18 protein-coding genes are annotated in these 19,683 nt (G+C 59.0%); 8 read left to right on the top strand and 10 right to left on the bottom strand.

Annotated elements, in window-relative coordinates:
- Nucleotides 1–70: 70 nt before the first annotated feature.
- The 7 genes from ACTRWK_RS04050 to mutM all read right to left on the bottom strand — a co-directional run bounded on the left by ACTRWK_RS04050 (nt 71) and on the right by mutM (nt 7,094).
- On the bottom strand, nt 71–691 hold the full coding sequence (locus tag ACTRWK_RS04050) for a LysE family translocator (RefSeq protein ID WP_005850134.1): 621 nt from the start codon (nt 689–691) through the stop codon (nt 71–73).
- Nucleotides 688–1,785 carry a DNA replication/repair protein RecF gene (recF, locus tag ACTRWK_RS04045; protein WP_037941130.1) on the bottom strand — a complete coding sequence of 366 codons (1,098 nt, stop codon included), beginning with the start codon at nt 1,783–1,785 and terminating at the stop codon, nt 688–690. Before recF ends, ACTRWK_RS04050 begins: the two co-directional genes overlap by 4 nt.
- A 46-nt stretch (nt 1,786–1,831) precedes the next feature.
- Nucleotides 1,832–2,950, bottom strand: a complete 1,119-nt coding sequence (gene dnaN / locus ACTRWK_RS04040; RefSeq protein WP_462843799.1) for a DNA polymerase III subunit beta — start codon at nt 2,948–2,950, stop codon at nt 1,832–1,834.
- A gap of 135 nt (nt 2,951–3,085) precedes the next feature.
- Nucleotides 3,086–4,444 carry a chromosomal replication initiator protein DnaA gene (gene dnaA, locus ACTRWK_RS04035; protein WP_289081607.1) on the bottom strand — a complete coding sequence of 453 codons (1,359 nt, stop codon included), beginning with the start codon at nt 4,442–4,444 and terminating at the stop codon, nt 3,086–3,088.
- 525 nt (nt 4,445–4,969) lie between these two features.
- Entirely contained in the window at nt 4,970–5,233 is a 264-nt protein-coding gene (gene rpsT, locus ACTRWK_RS04030) for a 30S ribosomal protein S20 (RefSeq protein ID WP_005850127.1), read from the bottom strand.
- 168 nt (nt 5,234–5,401) lie between these two features.
- Nucleotides 5,402–6,178 carry an enoyl-CoA hydratase gene (locus ACTRWK_RS04025; protein WP_005850125.1) on the bottom strand — a complete coding sequence of 259 codons (777 nt, stop codon included), beginning with the start codon at nt 6,176–6,178 and terminating at the stop codon, nt 5,402–5,404.
- Nucleotides 6,179–6,242: 64 nt separating this feature from the next.
- Nucleotides 6,243–7,094, bottom strand: coding sequence for a bifunctional DNA-formamidopyrimidine glycosylase/DNA-(apurinic or apyrimidinic site) lyase (mutM, locus tag ACTRWK_RS04020; RefSeq protein ID WP_037941132.1), 852 nt, complete (start codon nt 7,092–7,094; stop codon nt 6,243–6,245).
- Between the two features lie 89 nt (nt 7,095–7,183).
- On the opposite strand from mutM, the gene ubiE reads away from it, so the two are divergent.
- The 5 genes from ubiE to tdh all read left to right on the top strand — a co-directional run bounded on the left by ubiE (nt 7,184) and on the right by tdh (nt 12,430).
- Nucleotides 7,184–7,936 (top strand): bifunctional demethylmenaquinone methyltransferase/2-methoxy-6-polyprenyl-1,4-benzoquinol methylase UbiE, encoded by a 753-nt coding sequence (gene ubiE, locus ACTRWK_RS04015; RefSeq protein ID WP_289081608.1) that lies wholly within the window; start codon nt 7,184–7,186, stop codon nt 7,934–7,936.
- A gap of 3 nt (nt 7,937–7,939) precedes the next feature.
- On the top strand, nt 7,940–9,472 hold the full coding sequence (ubiB, locus tag ACTRWK_RS04010; RefSeq protein ID WP_037941134.1) for a 2-polyprenylphenol 6-hydroxylase: 1,533 nt from the start codon (nt 7,940–7,942) through the stop codon (nt 9,470–9,472).
- A 45-nt stretch (nt 9,473–9,517) separates the two neighbouring features.
- Entirely contained in the window at nt 9,518–10,084 is a 567-nt protein-coding gene (locus tag ACTRWK_RS04005) for a helix-turn-helix domain-containing protein (RefSeq protein WP_009825419.1), read from the top strand.
- A 118-nt stretch (nt 10,085–10,202) separates the two neighbouring features.
- Entirely contained in the window at nt 10,203–11,390 is a 1,188-nt protein-coding gene (locus ACTRWK_RS04000) for a glycine C-acetyltransferase (protein ID WP_132998342.1), read from the top strand.
- The gene (gene tdh, locus ACTRWK_RS03995; protein ID WP_289081609.1) at nt 11,387–12,430 is read left to right on the top strand and encodes an L-threonine 3-dehydrogenase; all 1,044 of its coding nucleotides are present in this window, start codon (nt 11,387–11,389) and stop codon (nt 12,428–12,430) included. Before ACTRWK_RS04000 ends, tdh begins: the two co-directional genes overlap by 4 nt.
- A 153-nt stretch (nt 12,431–12,583) precedes the next feature.
- Here the strand turns inward: tdh and serA are convergent, their stop codons facing one another.
- Both serA and ACTRWK_RS03985 read right to left on the bottom strand, forming a co-directional pair.
- Nucleotides 12,584–14,179 carry a phosphoglycerate dehydrogenase gene (gene serA / locus ACTRWK_RS03990; protein WP_009825417.1) on the bottom strand — a complete coding sequence of 532 codons (1,596 nt, stop codon included), beginning with the start codon at nt 14,177–14,179 and terminating at the stop codon, nt 12,584–12,586.
- An 81-nt stretch (nt 14,180–14,260) separates the two neighbouring features.
- Nucleotides 14,261–15,400 carry a phosphoserine transaminase gene (locus ACTRWK_RS03985; protein WP_009825416.1) on the bottom strand — a complete coding sequence of 380 codons (1,140 nt, stop codon included), beginning with the start codon at nt 15,398–15,400 and terminating at the stop codon, nt 14,261–14,263.
- A 105-nt stretch (nt 15,401–15,505) separates the two neighbouring features.
- On the opposite strand from ACTRWK_RS03985, the gene ACTRWK_RS03980 reads away from it, so the two are divergent.
- From ACTRWK_RS03980 to ACTRWK_RS03970, 3 genes are all read left to right on the top strand, one after another.
- Nucleotides 15,506–16,855 (top strand): glycosyltransferase family 4 protein, encoded by a 1,350-nt coding sequence (locus tag ACTRWK_RS03980; RefSeq protein WP_235183664.1) that lies wholly within the window; start codon nt 15,506–15,508, stop codon nt 16,853–16,855.
- 211 nt (nt 16,856–17,066) lie between these two features.
- The gene (locus ACTRWK_RS03975; RefSeq protein WP_037941146.1) at nt 17,067–17,747 is read left to right on the top strand and encodes a sugar transferase; all 681 of its coding nucleotides are present in this window, start codon (nt 17,067–17,069) and stop codon (nt 17,745–17,747) included.
- Complete coding sequence (locus tag ACTRWK_RS03970) at nt 17,741–18,709, top strand: glycosyltransferase family 2 protein (protein WP_037941149.1); 969 nt, start codon at nt 17,741–17,743, stop codon at nt 18,707–18,709. Before ACTRWK_RS03975 ends, ACTRWK_RS03970 begins: the two co-directional genes overlap by 7 nt.
- Here the strand turns inward: ACTRWK_RS03970 and ACTRWK_RS03965 are convergent.
- A complete protein-coding gene (locus ACTRWK_RS03965) occupies nt 18,700–19,653 on the bottom strand; it encodes a NodZ family protein (RefSeq protein WP_289081610.1) in 954 nt (317 codons plus the stop codon). The genes ACTRWK_RS03970 and ACTRWK_RS03965 overlap by 10 nt on opposite strands.
- Nucleotides 19,654–19,683: the final 30 nt, after the last annotated feature.

Genomic DNA, 19,683 nt, shown 5'->3' with positions numbered 1-19,683 from the left:
ACCTTCTTTTGTTACCCAATTTATAGTGTTTTCCGCCACGATTGTCACGCGCCTGACACAAGATTTTGCGTTAGACGAAGGGGATGAGCAAACCTACGCAGATCAGCAGCGCACCGGCCACGATGTTGATGCGTTTCAGGGTCGCCGGGTCGGTCATCAGGCCGCGCAATTTGCCCACTAAAGCGGCGATCGCAAGGTTCCCGAACAGCGGGATCGCGACGGATGCGGCGATGATCGCGCCCACGTCCAAGGCGGTGACATGGCGCAGATCAAAGAAGCCCGGCAGCACACCGATATAGAACAGAACGGCCTTGGGGTTGCCCAGAATGGCCAGCAACCCGGCACCGAAACCGGCCCACGCGCCGGGGCGGGTCAGACGGTTGTCACGGTCGATCTTGGCGTCGGCATGGCGGATCAGCAACACGCCCATGATCAGGAACACGGCACAGGCGATCCAGCGCATGCCCAGCATGAACATATCAAACACCGACAGGATCCAGCTGATGCCAAGCACCGCCACCAGCGGCCAGAGCATATCTCCGATCGCCACCCCAAGGGCGAGCGGCCAAGCCGCGCCAAACCCGCCCGACAGCGCGCGTGCCATGATGGCAAGCCATACAGGACCCGGGGTCAGAAACAGGATCACGAGCGCGCCGCAGTACAGCAGCAGATCGGGCAGGGCGATGGTCATGGAAGCATCCTTGCAGTTGAAAGGCCGAGGGTCTCTGTCACCTCAAGCCGTTGTGCGCGGGGGCCGAGCGTGTCGAACAGCTCTTCTCCGGTGCCGGTCATCCAGGCTTGGGCACCAAGGGCGGACAGTTCGTCATAGAGCGCGGCGCGACGGTTGGCGTCTAAATGGGCGGCGACCTCGTCCAGCAACAGCAGGGGCGGCGCGCCGAAATCCGCGGCCAATGCGCGGGCGTTCGCAAGGATCAGCGACACCAGCAGGGCCTTCTGCTCTCCGGTTGAACAATCACGTGCGGGCACGTCCTTGGCGGCATAGACCCCTTCAAGATCGGCGCGATGCGGCCCGATCAGGGTCCGCCCCGCTGAAAGATCCCGCATCCGGTTATCGGCGAGCGCCTGACGCAGCCCCTCGGCGGTGGTGGGCATGTCGCAGATCAGATCAAGCGTCGCGGTGGGAAAGGCGGTCTCGGCCTGCGCCTGCGCCTCGGTGATGGCTTGCAAGGCGGCAACACGGTTGGCGTGGATCGCGCTTCCGGCCTCGGCCATTTGCTGTTCCAGCGCGACATACCACGACGGTTCGCGCACCATATCCTTCAGCAGGCGGTTGCGTTCGCGCATGGCCTTTTCATAGGCAAGCGACTGATCTGCATGGTCAGGCAGAAAGCTGAGCGTCATGCGGTCAAGAAAACGGCGGCGACCTTCGGCGCCTTCGATCCACAGACGGTCCATCGACGGGATCAGCCACAGCACCCGCGCAATGCGCCCTAATCCGGTCTGCGCCGTCGCCTTGCCGTCAATCCGAACTTGCCGCGCGGCCCCCGCCTCTGACCAGATCTCGACCTCGTGGATCTGGCCCAGACTGTGCAGATGTGCGGTGATCTTCCAGCCAAGCGCCTCTGGCCGGCGCGTCATATCCGACGCGCTTGACCGGCGCAGGCCGCGGCCGGGGGACAACAAAGACACGGCTTCCAGAATATTGGTCTTTCCCGCGCCATTGGGCCCGAAAATAGACACAGGCCGCGCGTCGCAATCGATCACCGCACGTTTATGCGAGCGAAAATGCGACAGCGTCAGCCGGGAGAGGTAAAGGCCGCTCATACGATTGGTATGAATGCGTTAAGATGTTCGACGTAGCCTGTCAGCGTCACACACGCATCGGCATAACGACATAGACCGCAGACATGTCATTGCCTTCGCGCATCAACGTCGGATCACCGGAGGAGTTGAACAGGAACACCGCGTTTTCACGATCCACCTGGCTTGCGATCTCAAGCAGGTATTTCGCGTTAAACCCGATCTCCAGCCGTTCGTCGGCATAGGCGACGACCAGTTCTTCCTCGGCGGCACCGCTGTCAGGCGCGTTGACGGACAGCACCAGACGATCTTCGTCCAGTTGCAGCTTGACGGCGCGGGACCGTTCGGAGCTTACGGTCGCAACACGGTCCACGGCGCGGGTGAAATCGCTGGCGTCGACTTCCATCTTGCGGGTGTTGCCCTGCGGGATCACGCGGGTGTAGTCGGGGAACGTCCCGTCGATGACCTTGGAGGTCAGAGTGATGTCAGGTGTGGCAAAGCGGATCTTGGTCTCGGACACGGAAACGGCGATTTCCATATCGTCGTCGTCCAGCAGCTTGCGCAGCTCGCCCACGGTTTTGCGGGGCACGATCACGCCGGGCATTTCGGCGGCACCCTCGGGCATGGGCGCGTCGATGCGGGCCAGACGGTGGCCATCGGTGGCAACGCACCGCAGCACCTTGCTGCCTTCGCTGTCCGAAATATGCATGTAAACGCCGTTCAGATAGTACCGTGTTTCTTCGGTCGAGATGGCGAATTTGGATTTGTCGAACAGACGGCGCAGCACGGGGGCAGGGGCCTTGAAGTTCGACTGGTATTCAGAAGTCGCCATGACGGGGAAATCTTCGCGCGGCAGTGTCGCGAGCGAGAAGTTGGACCGGCCTGCTTCGACGGTCAGACGCCCCGCGGCGCTGTCGGCGGTCAGGCTGATCAACGCGCCATCTGGCAGCTTGCGCACGATCTCATGCAATGTGGTCGCGGAAACCGTGGTCGCACCGGCACGTTCGACCTGCGCCGCGGCCTTGTCGACCACTTCGATATCCAGATCGGTCGCGCGGAACGACGCGTCAGAGCCTTCGGCCTCGATCAGCACGTTGGCGAGGATTGGGATGGTATTGCGGCGCTCTACCACGGATTGGGCCTGTGATACGGCCTTAAGCAGCGCGGCGCGTTCAATGCTGAATTTCATATGCCATCTCCATTCCGGCAGTCCGGGAGGGCAAACTACCCGATACCAATGTATTCACAAGAGTTTTGTTGACTTTTCAGCACGAAACGAAGGCCCGTCAAGGCCTTCGCGTGTCTTCTGTGCAAGCTGGTGCTCTTAAGCCTCGAGAGAGCGGCGCAGCAGTTCCAGATCTTCGGCGATCTGACCGTCGTTCTGTTTAAGCTCTTCGATGCGTTTCACGCCGTGCATCACGGTCGTGTGGTCGCGCCCGCCAAAACGGCGGCCAATTTCGGGCAACGATCGGCTGGTCATTTTCTTGCACAGATACATGGCGACCTGACGCGGGCGGGCATAGCTGCGCAGACGCTTGGGGCCGACCATGTCGCTGAGGCGGATGTTGTAATGCTCGGACACTTTGCGCTGGATCTCTTCGACACTGACTTTGCGTTCAGAGGCGCGCAGCACGTCGGCCAGACAATCCTGCGTCAGGTCCATGTTGATCTCGCGGCCGACAAGCGACGCAAAGGCGAACAGACGGGTCAACGCGCCTTCCAGCACGCGGACGTTGGTGGTGATGCGATGCGCCAGGAACTCGAGCACACCAGCTTCGACCTCAAGACCGGGGTAGTTCTTGCGCTGCGTTTCCACTTTGTTTTGCAGAATGCCAAGACGCAGTTCGTAGTCGGTCGGATGCAGGTCAACGACCAGACCGCATTGCAGACGCGATTTTACGCGGTCCTCAAGATCCTTGATCTCGCCCGGGGCGCGGTCTGCGGAAATAATGATCTGTTTGTTCTGATCCACGAGGGCGTTGAACGTGTGAAAGAATTCTTCCTGCGTGCTATCCTTGCCCGCGATGAACTGAACATCGTCCACCATCAGCACGTCGACCGAGCGGAAGATTTCCTTGAAGTCCATCATCTTGCGATCACGCAGCGCCTGCACGAAGCGATACATGAATTGTTCAGCCGACAGATACAGCACGTTCAGTTCGGGTTTGCGGACCTGAAGCTCTTGCGCGATGGCGTGCATCAAGTGGGTTTTGCCCAAGCCGACACCACCATAAAGAAACAGCGGGTTGAAGGTGACGGGGCCACCTTCGGCAACGCGACGTGCGGCGGCGTGGGCCAGTTCGTTGGGTTTGCCGACAACAAAGTTGTCAAAGCTAAAGCGGGCGTCAAGCGGGGCGGCGTTGATCTGGCTGTTCGCAGGCTGGGCTGCGGCGGCGGGCTTGGGGCGGGCTGGGGCAGGATCAATGGCGGCGGGTTTGTCCTGTGGGGCGACCGCGAATTTCAGACGGCTGATGCTGATGTCTTCGGACTGCATTTCATGCAGCAGCAGATCGGCGAAGTTCTGGCTGACATAGTTGCCAAAGAAATTGGTCGGTACGAACAACGTGCAAATGCCGTCTTCGATGGGGCCAACAGTCAGCGGGTCAATCCAGGTGGTAAAGTTGTTCTGTCCAACCGTCTTTAAAAGCCGGTCCCGAATTGTCGTCCATTCTGCCTGCATCATGCGCCCTGCCGTCCCATTCTTTGATCGCTTCAGCACATACTGAAACGCTATTTTACCCAGTCAAAAGACAACAGACCGTTTACCCGGTCCCACACAGAGAACCGGCCCGCCGTCCTTCGGACATTTTTACATAAGGCATGCCTGACGCGTGCGTTGGCGAAGCAAATCGCCAAACGTCGCTGCCGAACACACCGTTCGTCGTTTTTAAAAAGACAGGGCAAATGTGCTGGCAGCAGCATCTGCAGACGTCAGGTGGCCCCTAGCAAGACCATCCAAATTTCCCCGGCGGCTGTTCGATATTCTAGCAAATATCTCGAACCGTTCGGGCCTGTCCCCCCAAGCGAAGTGAATCGCGTTTGATAGTGTTAGCAATCTCGGTCGGACTGATACAACACATCTTCAAACTTGACTCAGAGATTGGTGCAAAAGAATCTCATTCCCGTGATGCGAGTGCTACAGAAACAAAAAAAGCACCGCCGAAGCGGTGCTTTTAAGTTGTGAAATATGACGTTAGGTCAACCAGGCTTAGCCCAGTGCTTTGACCCGCGACGCCAGACGCGACATTTTGCGCGAGGCTGTGTTCTTGTGGAAAACGCCTTTTGTCACACCGCGCATCAGCTCGGGCTGAGCGGCGCGCAGAGCGGCAGTTGCTGCTTCTTTGTCGCCGGATGCGATGGCTTCTTCGACTTTGCGCAGGAAGGTACGGATGCGCGAACGACGTGCTTTGTTGATTTGGAAACGTGCTTCGTTCTGGCGGGCGCGTTTTTTAGCCTGAGGTGTGTTTGCCATGAGGATCAGCCTTCATCTTGGGTATGTTCAAATTGCAAATACGCGACACAAACCCAACGACCGGAACCGATATCCGATAAGGTGATTCTAGCCAGAGCGGGCTGCACGCGCATGTATTAGGGCTGCCTATAGTCCAACCCGACGCGCAATGCAAACCCGCAAAGCCATTTACTTGTCCCGGAACTGCGCTTCGCGCTTTTCAAGGAAGGCGGACATGCCTTCTTTCTGGTCTTCCGTCGCGAACAGCGAATGGAAAATACGACGCTCAAACAGCAGGCCCTCGCGCAGGGGCACTTCGAACGACCGGTTCACGGCTTCCTTTACCACCATGGTCGAGATCATCGATTTCTCGGCGATCTTGGCGGCGGCGGCCATGGCTTCTTCCATCAGTTTCTTGACGGGGACGACGCGCGATACAAGGCCCGCACGCTCTGCCTCGGCGGCATCCATGAAGCGGCCGGTCAGGTTCATGTCCATCGCTTTGGATTTGCCGATGGCGCGGGTCAGGCGCTGCGTGCCGCCAATACCTGCGACAACGCCAAGGTTAATTTCAGGCTGCCCGAATTTGGCGCTTTCGGAACAGATGATAAAGTCACACATCATCGCCAGTTCGCAGCCGCCGCCAAGGGCATAGCCCGACACAGCAGCAATGATGGGTTTGCGCACGCGCATGATCTGGTCTGTCTCGGGGGTGAAGAGGTCACCGGCAAAGACATCGACGAAGCTTTTGTCGCGCATCATGGCGATATCGGCACCGGCGGCAAAAGCCTTTTCCGAGCCGGTGATCACGATGCAGCGGACTTTTTCGTTTTCCTGAGCCGATTTCAACGCATCGGCCAGCTCGGTCATCAGCTGGTCATTTAGTGCGTTCATCGCATCGGGACGGTTCAGCGTGACAAGCGCGATGTGGTTGTCGACGTCGACCGTGATCGTTTCATAAGCCATCAAGAATGCTCTCGTTTGTTACGCTTTGAAAGATGTGCATACCACGGGGGTGGGGTGTTTCAAGTTATCTTTGGCATTGCGGGCAGTAGAAGGAAGACCGCCCCGACTGGACGATTCGCGCAATCTGATGGGTGCAGCCTTCACTGCGGCAGGGTTCTGCCTCGCGGCCGTACACGTCAAAGCTGTGCTGGAAATAGCCCAATTCACCGTCCGCGCGTTTGAAATCGCGTAAAGTAGACCCGCCTGCGGTGATCGCCTCGTTCAGCACATCGCGGATGATCGGGACCAAGCCGCCCACCCGTTTCGCCGCGATCCGCCCCGCCTTGCGCGCGGGGTGGATGCCCGCACGGTAAAGGGTTTCGCAGACATAGATATTTCCCAGCCCCGCCACGATCCGCTGGTCCAGCAGCGCAGTCTTGATCGGGGTATTCTTGCCCTTGAGCGCGGCAATCAGATGGTCCTCGTGGAAGTCATTGCCCAAAGGCTCTGGCCCGATCGATGACAGCAACTTGTGGCTGTCAGCGCTTGCAGTGTCCAACAAGTCCATCGCGCCAAAGCGGCGCGGGTCGTTAAAGGTCACCCGCGCACCGTTGCCCATATGAAACACCACATGATCGTGTTTTTCGGGGGCGGGGTGGTCATGCACGAACTGCCCCAATGGATCGCCCGAGATCAGCATCCGCCCCGACATCCCCAGATGCACCAGCAGCGATTCCCCCGACGACAGATCGGCGAGGATATATTTTGACCGCCGCCGCAGCTGGGTCACCCGTTGTCCTGTCAGCCGTGCCGCCATATCTGGGGGGAAAGGCCAGCGCAGATCGGGGCGATTTACCTCGGCGCGGGCGATCACCTCACCCTCCATCACGGGGGATAGACCGCGACGTACTGTTTCGACCTCTGGCAACTCAGGCATGGTTGTTTCCCCTGTGACAAAAGGGGCGCATTGTACCTGCCCCCTCGCGCCCTATAACAAAGGTGCAGATCAAAGGACTACAAGACCCCATGACAAACGACAGCGACAAAACCACTCATTTCGGATTTGAAACCGTAGCCGAAAGCGACAAGGCCGGGCGCGTGCAGGGTGTCTTTAACTCTGTGGCCAGCAAATACGACATCATGAACGATGTGATGAGCGTCGGCATCCACCGCGTCTGGAAAGAGGCGATGATGGATTGGCTGGCACCGCGCGCAGGTCAAAAGCTGCTGGATGTCGCCGGGGGGACCGGCGATGTGTCGTTCAAGTTTCTGGGCCGTGCCGGATCGGGCCACGCCACCGTGCTGGATCTGACCGAACCGATGCTGGTCGAAGGGCGCAAACGGGCAGAGGCCGCAGCGATGGCCGATAGCCTTGATTGGGTCGTCGGCGACGCCATGGCGCTGCCGTTCGAGGATAATACCTTTGACGTCTATACCATCAGCTTTGGCATCCGGAACGTCACCCGCCCCCAAGAAGCGCTGAACGAAGCCTACCGCGTGCTGCGTCCCGGCGGGCGTCTCATGGTGCTTGAATTCAGCCAGCTGCCCAATCCTATGATGCAGAAAGCCTATGATCTTTATAGCTTTAACGTCATCCCCCGCATGGGGCAGATGATCGCGAACGACCGCGATAGCTATCAGTACCTCGTGGAATCGATCCGCAACTTCCCTGATCAGGAAACCTTCCTCGGCATGCTGCGCACCGCGGGCTTTGGGCAGGCGAAGTACCGGAACCTGTCGCTGGGGGTCGCGGCGCTTCATTCTGGTTGGAAGATTTAACCCATGCGCGGACCTCATAATATCTGGCGGTTGATCCGCACCGGTGCAACTTTGGAGCGGACCGGCGCGATGAATGTCGTGCTGGACGCCTTTGATGCAACGCCCGCGTTGCGCTTTGTCGCCAAGGCGCTTGGCAAACCGTTCAAGTTTCTGGGCTATGCCGGTGACCCGTCCATGCCGCCCGCGACCCGTGCGCTCACCGCGCTTGGCCCGGCCTACATCAAGTTCGGTCAGGTGCTCTCTACCCGCCCCGATGTTGTGGGCGACGAGCTGGCCGTGCAACTGCGCGTGCTGCAAGACAAGCTGCCGCCGTTTTCCATCGAACAGGCCAAGGCAGAAGTCGAAAAAGAGCTCGGCCTGCCGGTCGATGCGATATTCTCTGATTTTAGCGAGCCCGTCGCCGCTGCCTCTATCGCGCAGGTGCACCGCGCCACCATCGCCGAAACGCAGGAAGACGTCGCTGTCAAAGTGCTGCGTCCGGGGATCGAGAAAGCCTTTCGCAAGGATGTCGATGCCTTCTATCTTGCCGCGCGAATGGTCGAACTTTTCTCGCCCGGATCGCGCCGCTTGCGCCCGATGGAGGTGATCGAACATTTCGATGGTGTGGTGCGGGGCGAGCTGGATCTGCGGCTCGAATCCTCCGCCGCGTCGGAGTTTGCGGCGAACACCAAGGGTGATGCCGGCTTCCAACTGCCTGCGATCAAATGGGAATATTCTGCCCGCCGCGTCATGACCCTGGGCTGGGCAGATGGCGTCCCGATGGGCGACAACGCTGCGATTGATGCCGCGGGCCATGACCGTGTGGCGCTTGGCGACCGCGTGTTGCAGCTGTTCCTGAACCACGCGCTGCGCGACGGGTATTTCCACGCGGATATGCATCAGGGCAACCTCAAGGTCGCGCCGAACGGCGATATCATCGCCTATGATTTCGGCATTATGGGCCACATCGATGAATACACTCGCCGCGTATATGCCGAGATCCTGTTCGGCTTTATCCGCAAGGATTACAAACGGGTGGCAGAGGTGCATTTCGAGGCGGGCTACGTTCCTGCCGACAAGGATGTCGACGAATTCGCCCGCGCCCTGCGCGCCGTGGGGGAGCCTATCTTTGGCATGGACGCGACCCGCATTTCGATGGCGCGGCTGCTGACCTACCTGTTCGAGGTCACGGAACGTTTCGGCATGGAAACACGGACAGAGCTGATCTTGCTACAGCGCACCATGGTTGTCGTCGAGGGCGTCGCCCGTTCGCTCAACCCGCATATCAACATCTGGGAAGTGTCGAACCCGATCGTGACGGACTACATCTCTAAGTCCATCGGCCCCCGTGCCGTGATCAAGGATCTGAGCAAGACCGCGATGGTCCTCGCCCGTTTTGGCCCGCGTTTGCCTGCGCTTGTCGAAAACGCGTTGATCCGTCAGCAAGACGAAACGCCGCCACAACGTCCTGCATTCCGCCGGTGGATCATCCTTTCCGCGATTGTCGGGGCAGGGACGGCGACGGGGATTATCGCGATTTTACAGGCGCTCAGCTAGCGCCTGCCATTGACAGCGGGGCACCCTGCGGCCCATCTATCCGGCATGACGGATAATCCAGACGCTATACTGACGCAACTTCCCGCCCGCCTGAAGGCCGCGCGCACGGCTCAGGGCCTGAGCCTTGATGCGGTGGCCAAGCTTTCGGGTGTGTCGCGGTCCATGGTCAGCCAGATCGAACGCGGTGAAAGCAGCCCCACCATCGCCACCCTGTGGAACCTGACCCGCGCGCTACAGGTGGATTTCGCGGGCCTTCTGGACAGCGCGCCAACGCCCGCGCAGATCGAGGTTTTGCGCGCGGCCGAGGTGCCGACGATCAACAATCTCGGCTCCGGCTGCCGCATCCGCATCCTGTCGCCCCCAGAAGAGGCTGGCAAACACGAGGTTTACGAACTGTTGATCGATGCAGGCGGCATGCTGGACAGCCAGCCCCATACCCGCGGCGCGCGCGAGCATCTGACCGTATCGCAAGGCACGGTAGAGCTGCGGAGCGGCGATGCCGTCGGCACTGTCCACGCTGGCGACACGGCACGATATCCCGCAGATGTCCCGCACCGGATCGCTGCGACAGATGGTCCTGTTCGGGCTTTTCTGGTCGTGCAGGACGCCTAACCGTTTGGGCTATGGCGGGAGAATCCACGATATGGGAAAAAATCCGCTATAAGGGATTTCCTCTATTTCGGAACCGTGTCCGATATGATAGAACCTGCCTGAGAAAAGGAGTTCTATCATGACCCAAGCCTACCTAGATCACGTCAACGCCACCCTGTCCGGCATCGCCGCGGACGGTATGATGAAGCAAGAGCGCATGATCACCTCGCCCCAGTCCGGTGAGATCACGGTGGGCGGGCGTCAGGTGATTAATCTTTGCGCAAACAACTACCTGGGGCTGGCAGACCACCCCGATCTCATCGCCGCTGCCCGTGATGCGATGGACCCCAAGGGGTTCGGCATGGCCTCTGTCCGTTTTATCTGTGGCACACAGGACATCCACCGCGAGCTGGAACAAAAGCTGGCGGCCTTCCTCGGGAAAGACGATTCTATCCTCTTCGCGGCTTGCTTTGACGCCAACGGCGGGCTGTTCGAGCCCCTGTTCGGGCCAGAGGACGCCATTGTCTCGGACAGTCTGAACCACGCCTCGATCATCGACGGCATCCGCCTGTGCAAAGCCAAACGCTACCGCTATGCCAACTCGGACATGGACGACCTTGAAGGTCAGCTCAAGCTCGCCCGCGAGGAAGGCGCGCGGTTTATCATGATTGCGACCGACGGTGTGTTCAGCATGGACGGCTATCTGGCGAAACTGCCCGAAATCACCAAACTGGCCGAGAAATACGAAGCGCTGGTGATGGTCGACGACTGCCACGCGACAGGCTTTATGGGCCCGAAGGGGGAGGGCACGCCAGCGCACTTCGGGGTCGATGTGGATATCCTGACTGGCACCTTGGGCAAGGCGCTTGGCGGGGCCATCGGCGGCTATATCGCAGGGCCGCAGCCGGTGATCGACCTGCTGCGCCAACGCGCGCGGCCCTATCTTTTTTCGAATTCACTGCCGCCGTCGATTGTCATGGCCGGGATCAAGGCGCTTGAACTGGTCGAACAAGGGGATGATCGTCGCAAGCAACTGTTCGAGAACGCGAAATACTGGCGCGAGGGGCTGACCAACCTCGGCTTTGACCTTCTGCCCGGTGAACATCCGATCATCCCCGTAATGCTGGGCGAGGCGCAGTTGGCGCAGGATATGGCAGCGCGCCTGTTCGAGGAAGGCGTCTATGTCAGCGGCTTTTTCTTTCCCGTTGTGCCTCGCGGTCAGGCCCGCATCCGCACCCAGATGAATGCCGCGCTGACCCGCGATGAGCTCGACCGCGCGCTCGAAGCCTTCAAGGTGGCGGGCAAAGCCTGTGGGGTTCTGTCATGAGCAACGAAATGAAGGCGCTGTGTAAGTCCGAACCCCGCGAGGGGCTGTGGATGACCCGCGCGCCGGTGCCGGAAATCGGGCCGGATGACGTGCTGATCAAGATCAACAAAACCGGGATTTGTGGCACGGATATCCACATCTGGAACTGGGATGAATGGGCGCAGAATACCGTGCCTGTCCCGCTGATCACCGGCCACGAATTTGCCGGAGAGATTGTGGAACTGGGCCGGAATGTCACGGATCTGGACATCGGGCAGCGCTGCTCGGGCGAGGGGCATCTGATCGGAAAAACCTCGCGCCAGTCGCGGTCCGGCAAGTTCCACCTTGATCCCGCCACGCGTGGGATCGGCGTGAATGAACAAGGTGCCTTCGCGCAATATCTGCGGCTGCCCGCGTTCAACGTCGTCCCGCTGCCCGACACGATCTCGGACGATATCGGAGCGATCCTCGACCCGCTTGGTAATGCGGTACACACCGCGCTGAGCTTTGATCTGGTGGGGGAAGATGTGCTGATCACCGGTGCAGGCCCCATCGGTATCATGGCCGCAGCGGTCGCCCGTCACGTCGGCGCACGTCATGTGGTGATCACGGATGTGAACCCCGCCCGGCTAGAGCTCGCCGCCAAGGTCGCCGATGTCGTCCCCGTCGACGTGCGTCACGAAGACCTTGCCGATGTCATCGCGCGGCTGAAGATGAAACAGGGCTTCGACGTCGGGATGGAGATGTCGGGCAATCAGGTCGCGCTGGATCAGATGGTAGAGGCGATGACCATGGGCGGGCGGATCGCGATGCTGGGCATCCCGCCGGGCAAATCGCCCGTCGATTGGTCGCGCATCGTGTTCAAGGCGATCACCGTCAAGGGGGTCTATGGCCGCGAGATTTTCGAGACGTGGTACAAGATGATTGCCATGCTGGAAAACGGCTTGGACGTGAGTGAGATCATCACCCATCGTTTTTACGCCGACGACTTCCAGACGGGATTTGCGACGATGAAATCGGGGGCCTCTGGCAAAGTGGTGCTGGACTGGACGGGCGCGTGATGCGTCGGGGGCAGCGGTAGGGGGGAGCCTGTAGGGGCGCTGCCCCCGCAGCCTTTGGCTGCTCCCCCGGGATTTAGGCCAATTGGAAGCAGGCAAAACAAAAGCGCCCCCGGTGATGGGGGCGCTTTGCGGTTCTTTGATGCGCTGTGGGTCTTAGGCGACTTCGAATTCGAGCTCTTTGACCTGTTTGAACAGACCTGTATCACGCAGGTCTTTCAGCGCTTTCTCGGGCAGTGGGCCGTCAATATAGAGCAAGGCAATCGCCTCCCCTTTGGCGGTGGACCGGCCGAGGGTGAAATTCGCGATGTTCACGTCGTTCGCACCCAGGGTCTGACCCAGCGTCCCGATGATGCCGGGCACGTCGTTGTTGGTGGTGTAAAGCATATGCGCACCAACTTCGGCTTCGATATTGATGCCTTTGATCTGGATGAAGCGTGGTTTGCCATCCGAGAACACGGTGCCCGCGATCGACCGTTCACGTTTCTCGGTGACAACGGTCACTTTCACATAGCCGTCGAAGACACCGGATTTGTCCTGATTGGTGGTGCTGATCTGGATGCCTTTTTCGCGCGCAACAACGGGGGCGCTGACCATGTTCACGTCGGGGTTGGCACGTTTCATGATGCCCGCCACGACCGCGCAGTTCAGCGCGTTCAGGTTCATCTCGGACACCTGACCGTCGTAAAGGATGTTGATCGCCTTCACGGCTTCATCCGTCATCTGGCCAATGAAGGCCCCAAGGTGACCCGCCAAAGTGATCCACGGGCCCATGACCTTTGCCTCTTCGGCGGTGACGGACGGCATGTTCAGGGCGTTTGTGACGGCACCGGTCAGCAGGTAGTCGGACATCTGTTCAGCGACCTGAAGTGCCACGTTTTCCTGTGCTTCCGTCGTGGCGGCCCCAAGGTGGGGGGTGCAGACGACGTTGGGGAGGCCGAACAGCGGGTTTTCGGTCGCGGGCTCTTCCTTGAAAACGTCGAAGGCTGCGCCAGCGACATGGCCGGATTTCAGCGCTTCGGCCAATGCTTCTTCGTCGACCAGACCGCCGCGGGCACAGTTGATGATCCGCACACCTTTTTTGGTTTTCGCCAAGGCTTCCTTGGACAGGATATTTGCGGTTTGATCCGTGTAAGGCACGTGCAACGTGATGAAGTCCGCGCGCGCCAACAGATCGTCCAGCTCGACTTTCTCGACACCCATCTTCTTGGCTTTTTCCTCGCTCAGGAAGGGGTCATAGGCCGCGACTTTCATCTTCAGGCCGCGGGCGCGATCGCAGACGATGCCGCCGATGTTACCGGCACCGATGACGCCAAGGGTTTTACCCGTAAGCTCGACCCCCATGAATTTGGATTTTTCCCATTTGCCGGCATGGGTGGAGGCCGATGCCTCGGGGATTTGGCGGGCGACGGCGAACATCATCGCAATCGCGTGTTCTGCAGTGGTGATCATGTTGCCGAAGGGGGTGTTCATGACGATGACACCCTTTTTCGAGGCCGCATCCTTGTCGATGTTATCGGTGCCGATACCGGCGCGGGCGATCACCTTGAGGTTGGTCGCATTGGCGAGGATCTTTTCGGTCACTTTCGTCGCGGACCGGATGGCGAGCCCGTCGTAATCGCCGATCACAGCGGCAAGCTTGTCCTTGTCTTTGCCAAGATCGGGTTGGAAGTCGACGTCAATGCCGCGGTCTTTGAAGATTTGAACGGCGGCGTCCGAGAGTTTGTCGGAAATAAGCACTTTGGGGGCCATGATTGGCGCTCCTTATTTGAATAGAAGGGGGGCGTGGTTTAGCCACCCGCCTGGCGTGATCGCCAAGCGGGGAACCCGAAATTAAGCGTTGATCTCGGCTTCGAAAGCCCATTCCAACCAAGGCAGCATGGCCTGGATGTCAGAGGTTTCGACGGTGCCGCCGCACCAGATCCGCAGACCGGCAGGGGCATCGCGGTAGGCGCCGATGTCCAATGCGACATCCTCGTCCGCGAGACGTTTCGCGACAGCTTTTGCGAAGGCTGCGCCGTCTGTGATCCGGTCGTCATTGAATTTCAGGCAGACCGATGTGTTCGACCGTGTCGCCGGATCAACCGCAAGGAATTCGATCCAGTCATGCGTGTCCACAAAATCCGTGATCGCTGCCGTATTCGCATCGGCGCGCGCGATCAGACCTTGCAGGCCGCCGACGGATTTCGCCCAATCAAGCGCCAGCAGGTAATCTTCAACGCAAAGCATCGAAGGCGTGTTGATCGTCTCGCCCTTGAAAATCCCGTCGATCAGCTTGCCACCTTTGGTCAGGCGGAAGATCTTGGGCAGGGGCCAAGCAGGCGTATAGTTTTCAAGCCGCTCGACGGCACGAGGGCTGAGGATCAGCATGCCGTGTGCTGCTTCGCCGCCCAGAACTTTCTGCCAGCTGAATGTCGTCACATCCAGTTTGTCCCACGGCAGATCCATAGCGAAGGCAGCCGATGTCGCATCGCATAGTGTCAGCCCCTTGCGGTCGGCAGGGATAACATCGCCCGTTGGGACGCGCACGCCAGAGGTTGTCCCGTTCCAAGTGAAGCACACGTCGTTGTCGTAGTTCAACGCCGACATGTCGACAATTTGACCATAATCCGCGGTATGTACCGTGTGCTCGATCTTGAGCTGTTTCACGGCGTCGGTCACCCAGCCTGCGCCGAAGGATTCCCATGCGACCATTTCCGCAGGGCGTTCGCCCAGCAACGACCACATCGCCATTTCATAAGCGCCAGTGTCAGACGCCGGAACGATGCCGATCTTATAGTCAGCAGGCACGCCCAGAATTTCGCGGGTGGTTTCAATTGCTTCAAGCAATTTCGCTTTGCCCGGTGCCGCGCGGTGGCTACGCCCCAAAGGCGCGCTCGCAAGCTTGGTCAGGTCATAAACGGGGGGTTTGGCGCACGGGCCAGAGGAAAAACGCGGATTCGTGGGCCGCGAGGTCGGTGTCGTAATAGCCATGTAGCTACCCTTTCAGATAAGCGCCCTTCGTTGGGGAAGGGTGTCCCACGTGCTGGAATACGCGGGGCGAAAGGGCGCGGCAAGCCCCCAAATCAAGCAAGATTGATGCAAATACTGGGTAATTGGCTGAACCGAGAGGTGATGTTTCCTATTGGAGACAACTTAGGGCGACGGCGCTTCGGAATTAACTTCATGTTCACCCGTGGCTGCCAAAACGGAGGCCAATCTGATTCTGATGTTGAAGGACCTATGCCCGAACCGCCCGTGCGTCATATCTTGATCGTGGTTGAAAACCTACCAGTGCCGCTCGATCGCCGGGTCTGGCTGGAAGCGACGACTTTGGTCCGCGCGGGCTACCAGGTCTCTATCATTTCGCCCACGGGTCAGGGATGGGTTGCGCCATTTGAACGGCGCGAAGGCGTAGATATTTACCGGTACCCCGCTGCTCCTGAAACCGGGGGCGGCGCGGTTTCCTATGCAAGGGAATATGCTAGCGCAATCTGGCATTGGTTTCGGCTTGCGCGGCGTATTTGGCGGCAAAGCCCTTTTCAGGCGATCCACGGGTGCAATCCACCTGATCTGATCTGCCTTCTTGCCATGTGGTACCGACGCAAGGGCGTTTTATATGTTTTTGACCAGCACGATGTCTGCCCAGAACTTTTTTTGGCCAAGTTTAATAAACAAGGCGTAGGTTACCACGTCATGCGAAAGTGTGAATTGCTCAGCTACCGTGCTGCATCGGTGGTTATATCCCCGAATGAAAGCTTTCGGGAAATCGCGATGACACGGGGCGGCAAATGCCACGACGACATATTCGTTGTGCGCTCCGCTCCGAATCTAACAGATTTTACGCCCGGGCCAGGGTCGCAGAGGTATCGGCGCGAGGGAGAGACGCTGCTTGGGTATGTCGGCGTGATCGGACAACAGGAGGGAATGGATCTGTTGCTTTCCGCGGCGCATCACCTTGTGGCCTCGGGCACGCGCGATATCCACTTTTTGATTATCGGCTTTGGTCCCTCATTGCCTGACATGAAACGTCAGGTCGATGACCTTGGGCTGACGGGTTACTTCACGTTCACCGGCGCACTTTATGGCCGTGCTTTGGTGGACGCTTTGAACACGATAGATGTTGGTCTTGCGCCAGATCCCTGCAATGCGATGAACGACATATCATCAATGAACAAGGTGGTTGAATACATGGCGCTGGGCAAACCGGTCGTTCAGTTCGACCTGACCGAAGGTCGGCGCACCGCCGAAACGGCCTCCCTCTACGCGGCTTCAAATGATCCGATTCGATTTGCCGATTGCATTAAACAGCTCATCGACGACCCGTCATTAAGAGCGGCGATGGGGAAGACCGGGCGCGAGAGGGTCGTGAATGCGCTGGCATGGTCTTCGTCCGAACCGCATCTCTTGGCGGCATATACGCGGCTTTGTGACAAGCGCCTGCGCTGAGTGGCCGGCGCAAACCATAATTTACCGTAAATTACATCATGCAGTGTAACGGGTTTATCGCCGTCTTCGCGTTTGGAACACCTCATGATGAACGGCTTTTCTACACAGTCATTCAAATTGGATGTTTTTCCTTAACCCCGTAGTAAGCCTGTCCCCATAACCATTGAAGCATCGACCTTTCCCCGGGCCTGAGCCGAAGAAGGAGTTTCCGGTGCATCATACAAATGTCTTTAAACGCCAAGCCTATCCACGCGGGAACACCCTGCAGCGGAGCGATCTGCATCGGGAGTTTTATCGTCTATATGGCAAGCGCTGCTTTGACATCGTCTTTTGCATTTTATCTGCACCGATCGTGGTTCTCGTGATCTGCCTTCTTGCCTGTCTTGTGGCAGCAACTGGGCAGTCTCCGTTCTTCACCCAGGAACGCGTCGGTAAAGATGGGCGGGTCTTCAAGATGTGGAAGCTGCGAACAATGCACCCCCACGATCCACACTCGCTAAGAGACTATTTAGCACAAAATCCAAAGGCCAGGGATGAATGGCGACAAAACCAGAAGCTGCGCCACGATCCCCGTGTCACAACGGTGGGCCGGTTCTTGCGGTGCACGTCACTGGATGAACTGCCCCAGTTCGTAAACGTGCTGAGAGGAGAGATGAGCCTCGTCGGGCCCCGACCCATGTTGGTGTCTCAAAGGGGGCTTTATCAGGGAGATCACTACGAAAGCCTGCGGCCGGGGATCAGTGGGAACTGGCAGGTCTCATCCCGGAACAGAGCAAGGTTTTCAGAGCGCGCAGTTTTCGACACGCACTACTTCAGCACCCTGTCACTGTCCGAGGATCTGCGCATACTAAAGGCAACCGTGGGTGTCGTGTTGCGGGCGACGGGGTGCTGAAGCCGGCGACGGTTGATCGCGGGACTGCCCTTAGTGTCGTGATCGTCAGCTACAACACGCGGGAATTGACGCTTAGGGCGATAGAAACGCTGTATGAACATACGCAGTTGACTCAATTTGAGTGTATTGTTTGGGATAACGCCTCCTCTGACGGTTCGGCTGACGCGATAGCTGCTGCGTTTCCGCAGGTCCGGCTGGTCCGCTCGGCGCAGAATCTGGGCTTCGCGCGCGCGAATAATCTTGTCGCGCAGCAGTGTTGTTCCGACTATTTACTGTTACTGAACCCTGATACCGAACTTCATACAGATGCGGTCGATCAACTCGTCGCCTTTGCGCGCGAAAATCCGCAGGCGGGGATATGGGGTGGGCGCACCATTTTTGCTGACGGGTCGCTTAACATCGCGTCTTGTTGGGCGCGGCCCACTGTGGCCAGCCTGTTGTTCAAAGCGATCGGGCTCAGCACTGCTTTTCCGCGCAGCGCGGTGTTTAACCCCGAAGCCTACGGGCGCTGGCCGCGGGATTCTGTGCGCCCTGTCGATATCGTTGTGGGGTGTTTTCTGTTGATCGACCGTTCCTTGTGGCATCAACTGGGCGGCTTTTCGGAGAAATATTTCATGTATGGCGAGGATGCCGATCTTTGCCTGCGCGCGATTCACTTAGGGTATCAGCCGCTGATCACGCCGAAGGCGCAGATCGTGCATCATGTCGGGGCCTCTACCACGGTGACAGAGGCAAAGGCGATCGCGGTGATGACATCGCGTGCGTCAATGGTCCGCGATCACTGGCCTGCGTGGCAACAGGGGGCTGGGGTCTTTCTGATGTGGCTTTGGTCGGCGCTGCGGTATTTGGCCACGCGGCCGTTCGTGGCTTCGCGCAATGCGCAAAGACGGGCGCGGGCGGCGCATTGGGCGGCGGTCTGGGCCGCCCGCAAGACATGGTTGCGGGGGTATGATCAAGCATAGCGTTGCAACAGTTCCTTCGCCCAAAGCGTCGGAGAATACCGTTCGACATCGTGGATACGCGCAGGGGCAAAACGCCCCAGGTAGCCGGAGGTGACAGAGAAGGTCGAGCGGCGGGAATAGATCAGGTGATCACAACGCGACAATTGCCACATGTCGATCAGGGCATTTTCCGCCTCTTGCAGCGGGTTGCATGTTGTATCCGGCCCATGCAACCGCGCGCCGGCAAGGCCTAGCCGTTTGGGATGGGTTATGACCTTGTCGAAAGCACGCTTCAAACGATCCTCGATTTCGGCACTGTCCGTCGCAAGAAAGATGGTTGCGTTCGGATGGCGGGCCTTCAGCTGCTCCAGGGTCTTTAGCACCGGGCCAAGCGGGATTTTTCGATCGGTGAACCTGATATGAACCCCGATGCTTGGCAGTTTTGCCGTGGGGCGCATGTGCGATAGCGCATGGCGGACCCGTGCGTTGGGGGTAAAATAGCGGCCAAGATAATTGGCGAAAACCTCGCGCTCCCCCCGTTTGGCAAAGCGTGCATCCCGGCGCAGGTGTTGTCGCATGCGGCCCAGCTTTGGCAGGTAAGACCAATAGACCGCCACCGCCTGAGTCTGGTCCAACCGCTTGAGCTCCACGCAAAGCCGCCGATAGCCCCACGGGTTCGAATGTGACCGCGGCATATAGGTGTCGATCATGTCTTGGGGCTGGCGATGCAGATTGCCAGCCCAGATCGGGGGGCAAACATCGGCCCCATCATCCATTGTGGCAGCCCCAATCGCTTCGCCCCCGATCGGAGACTGGAATAGCAGCGGATAAGCGTTTTCGCCAAGCGGCGCATAGCTGCCGTCGCGCCAGTCGATCACTGGCTTGCGGCCGGATAGGTCGGCGTAAACCAGACCCGAGATCGCAGACAGGATGCGGTTGCCCAATCCGCCTTTTCCTTTGATCACCAGTGTTCTTGACTGCATCCGTCGATACAC

It is taken from the genome of Sulfitobacter sp. G5_S2_6_S6, from assembly GCF_054968505.1.
This window is presented reverse-complemented; position numbering and strand designations above follow the sequence as displayed.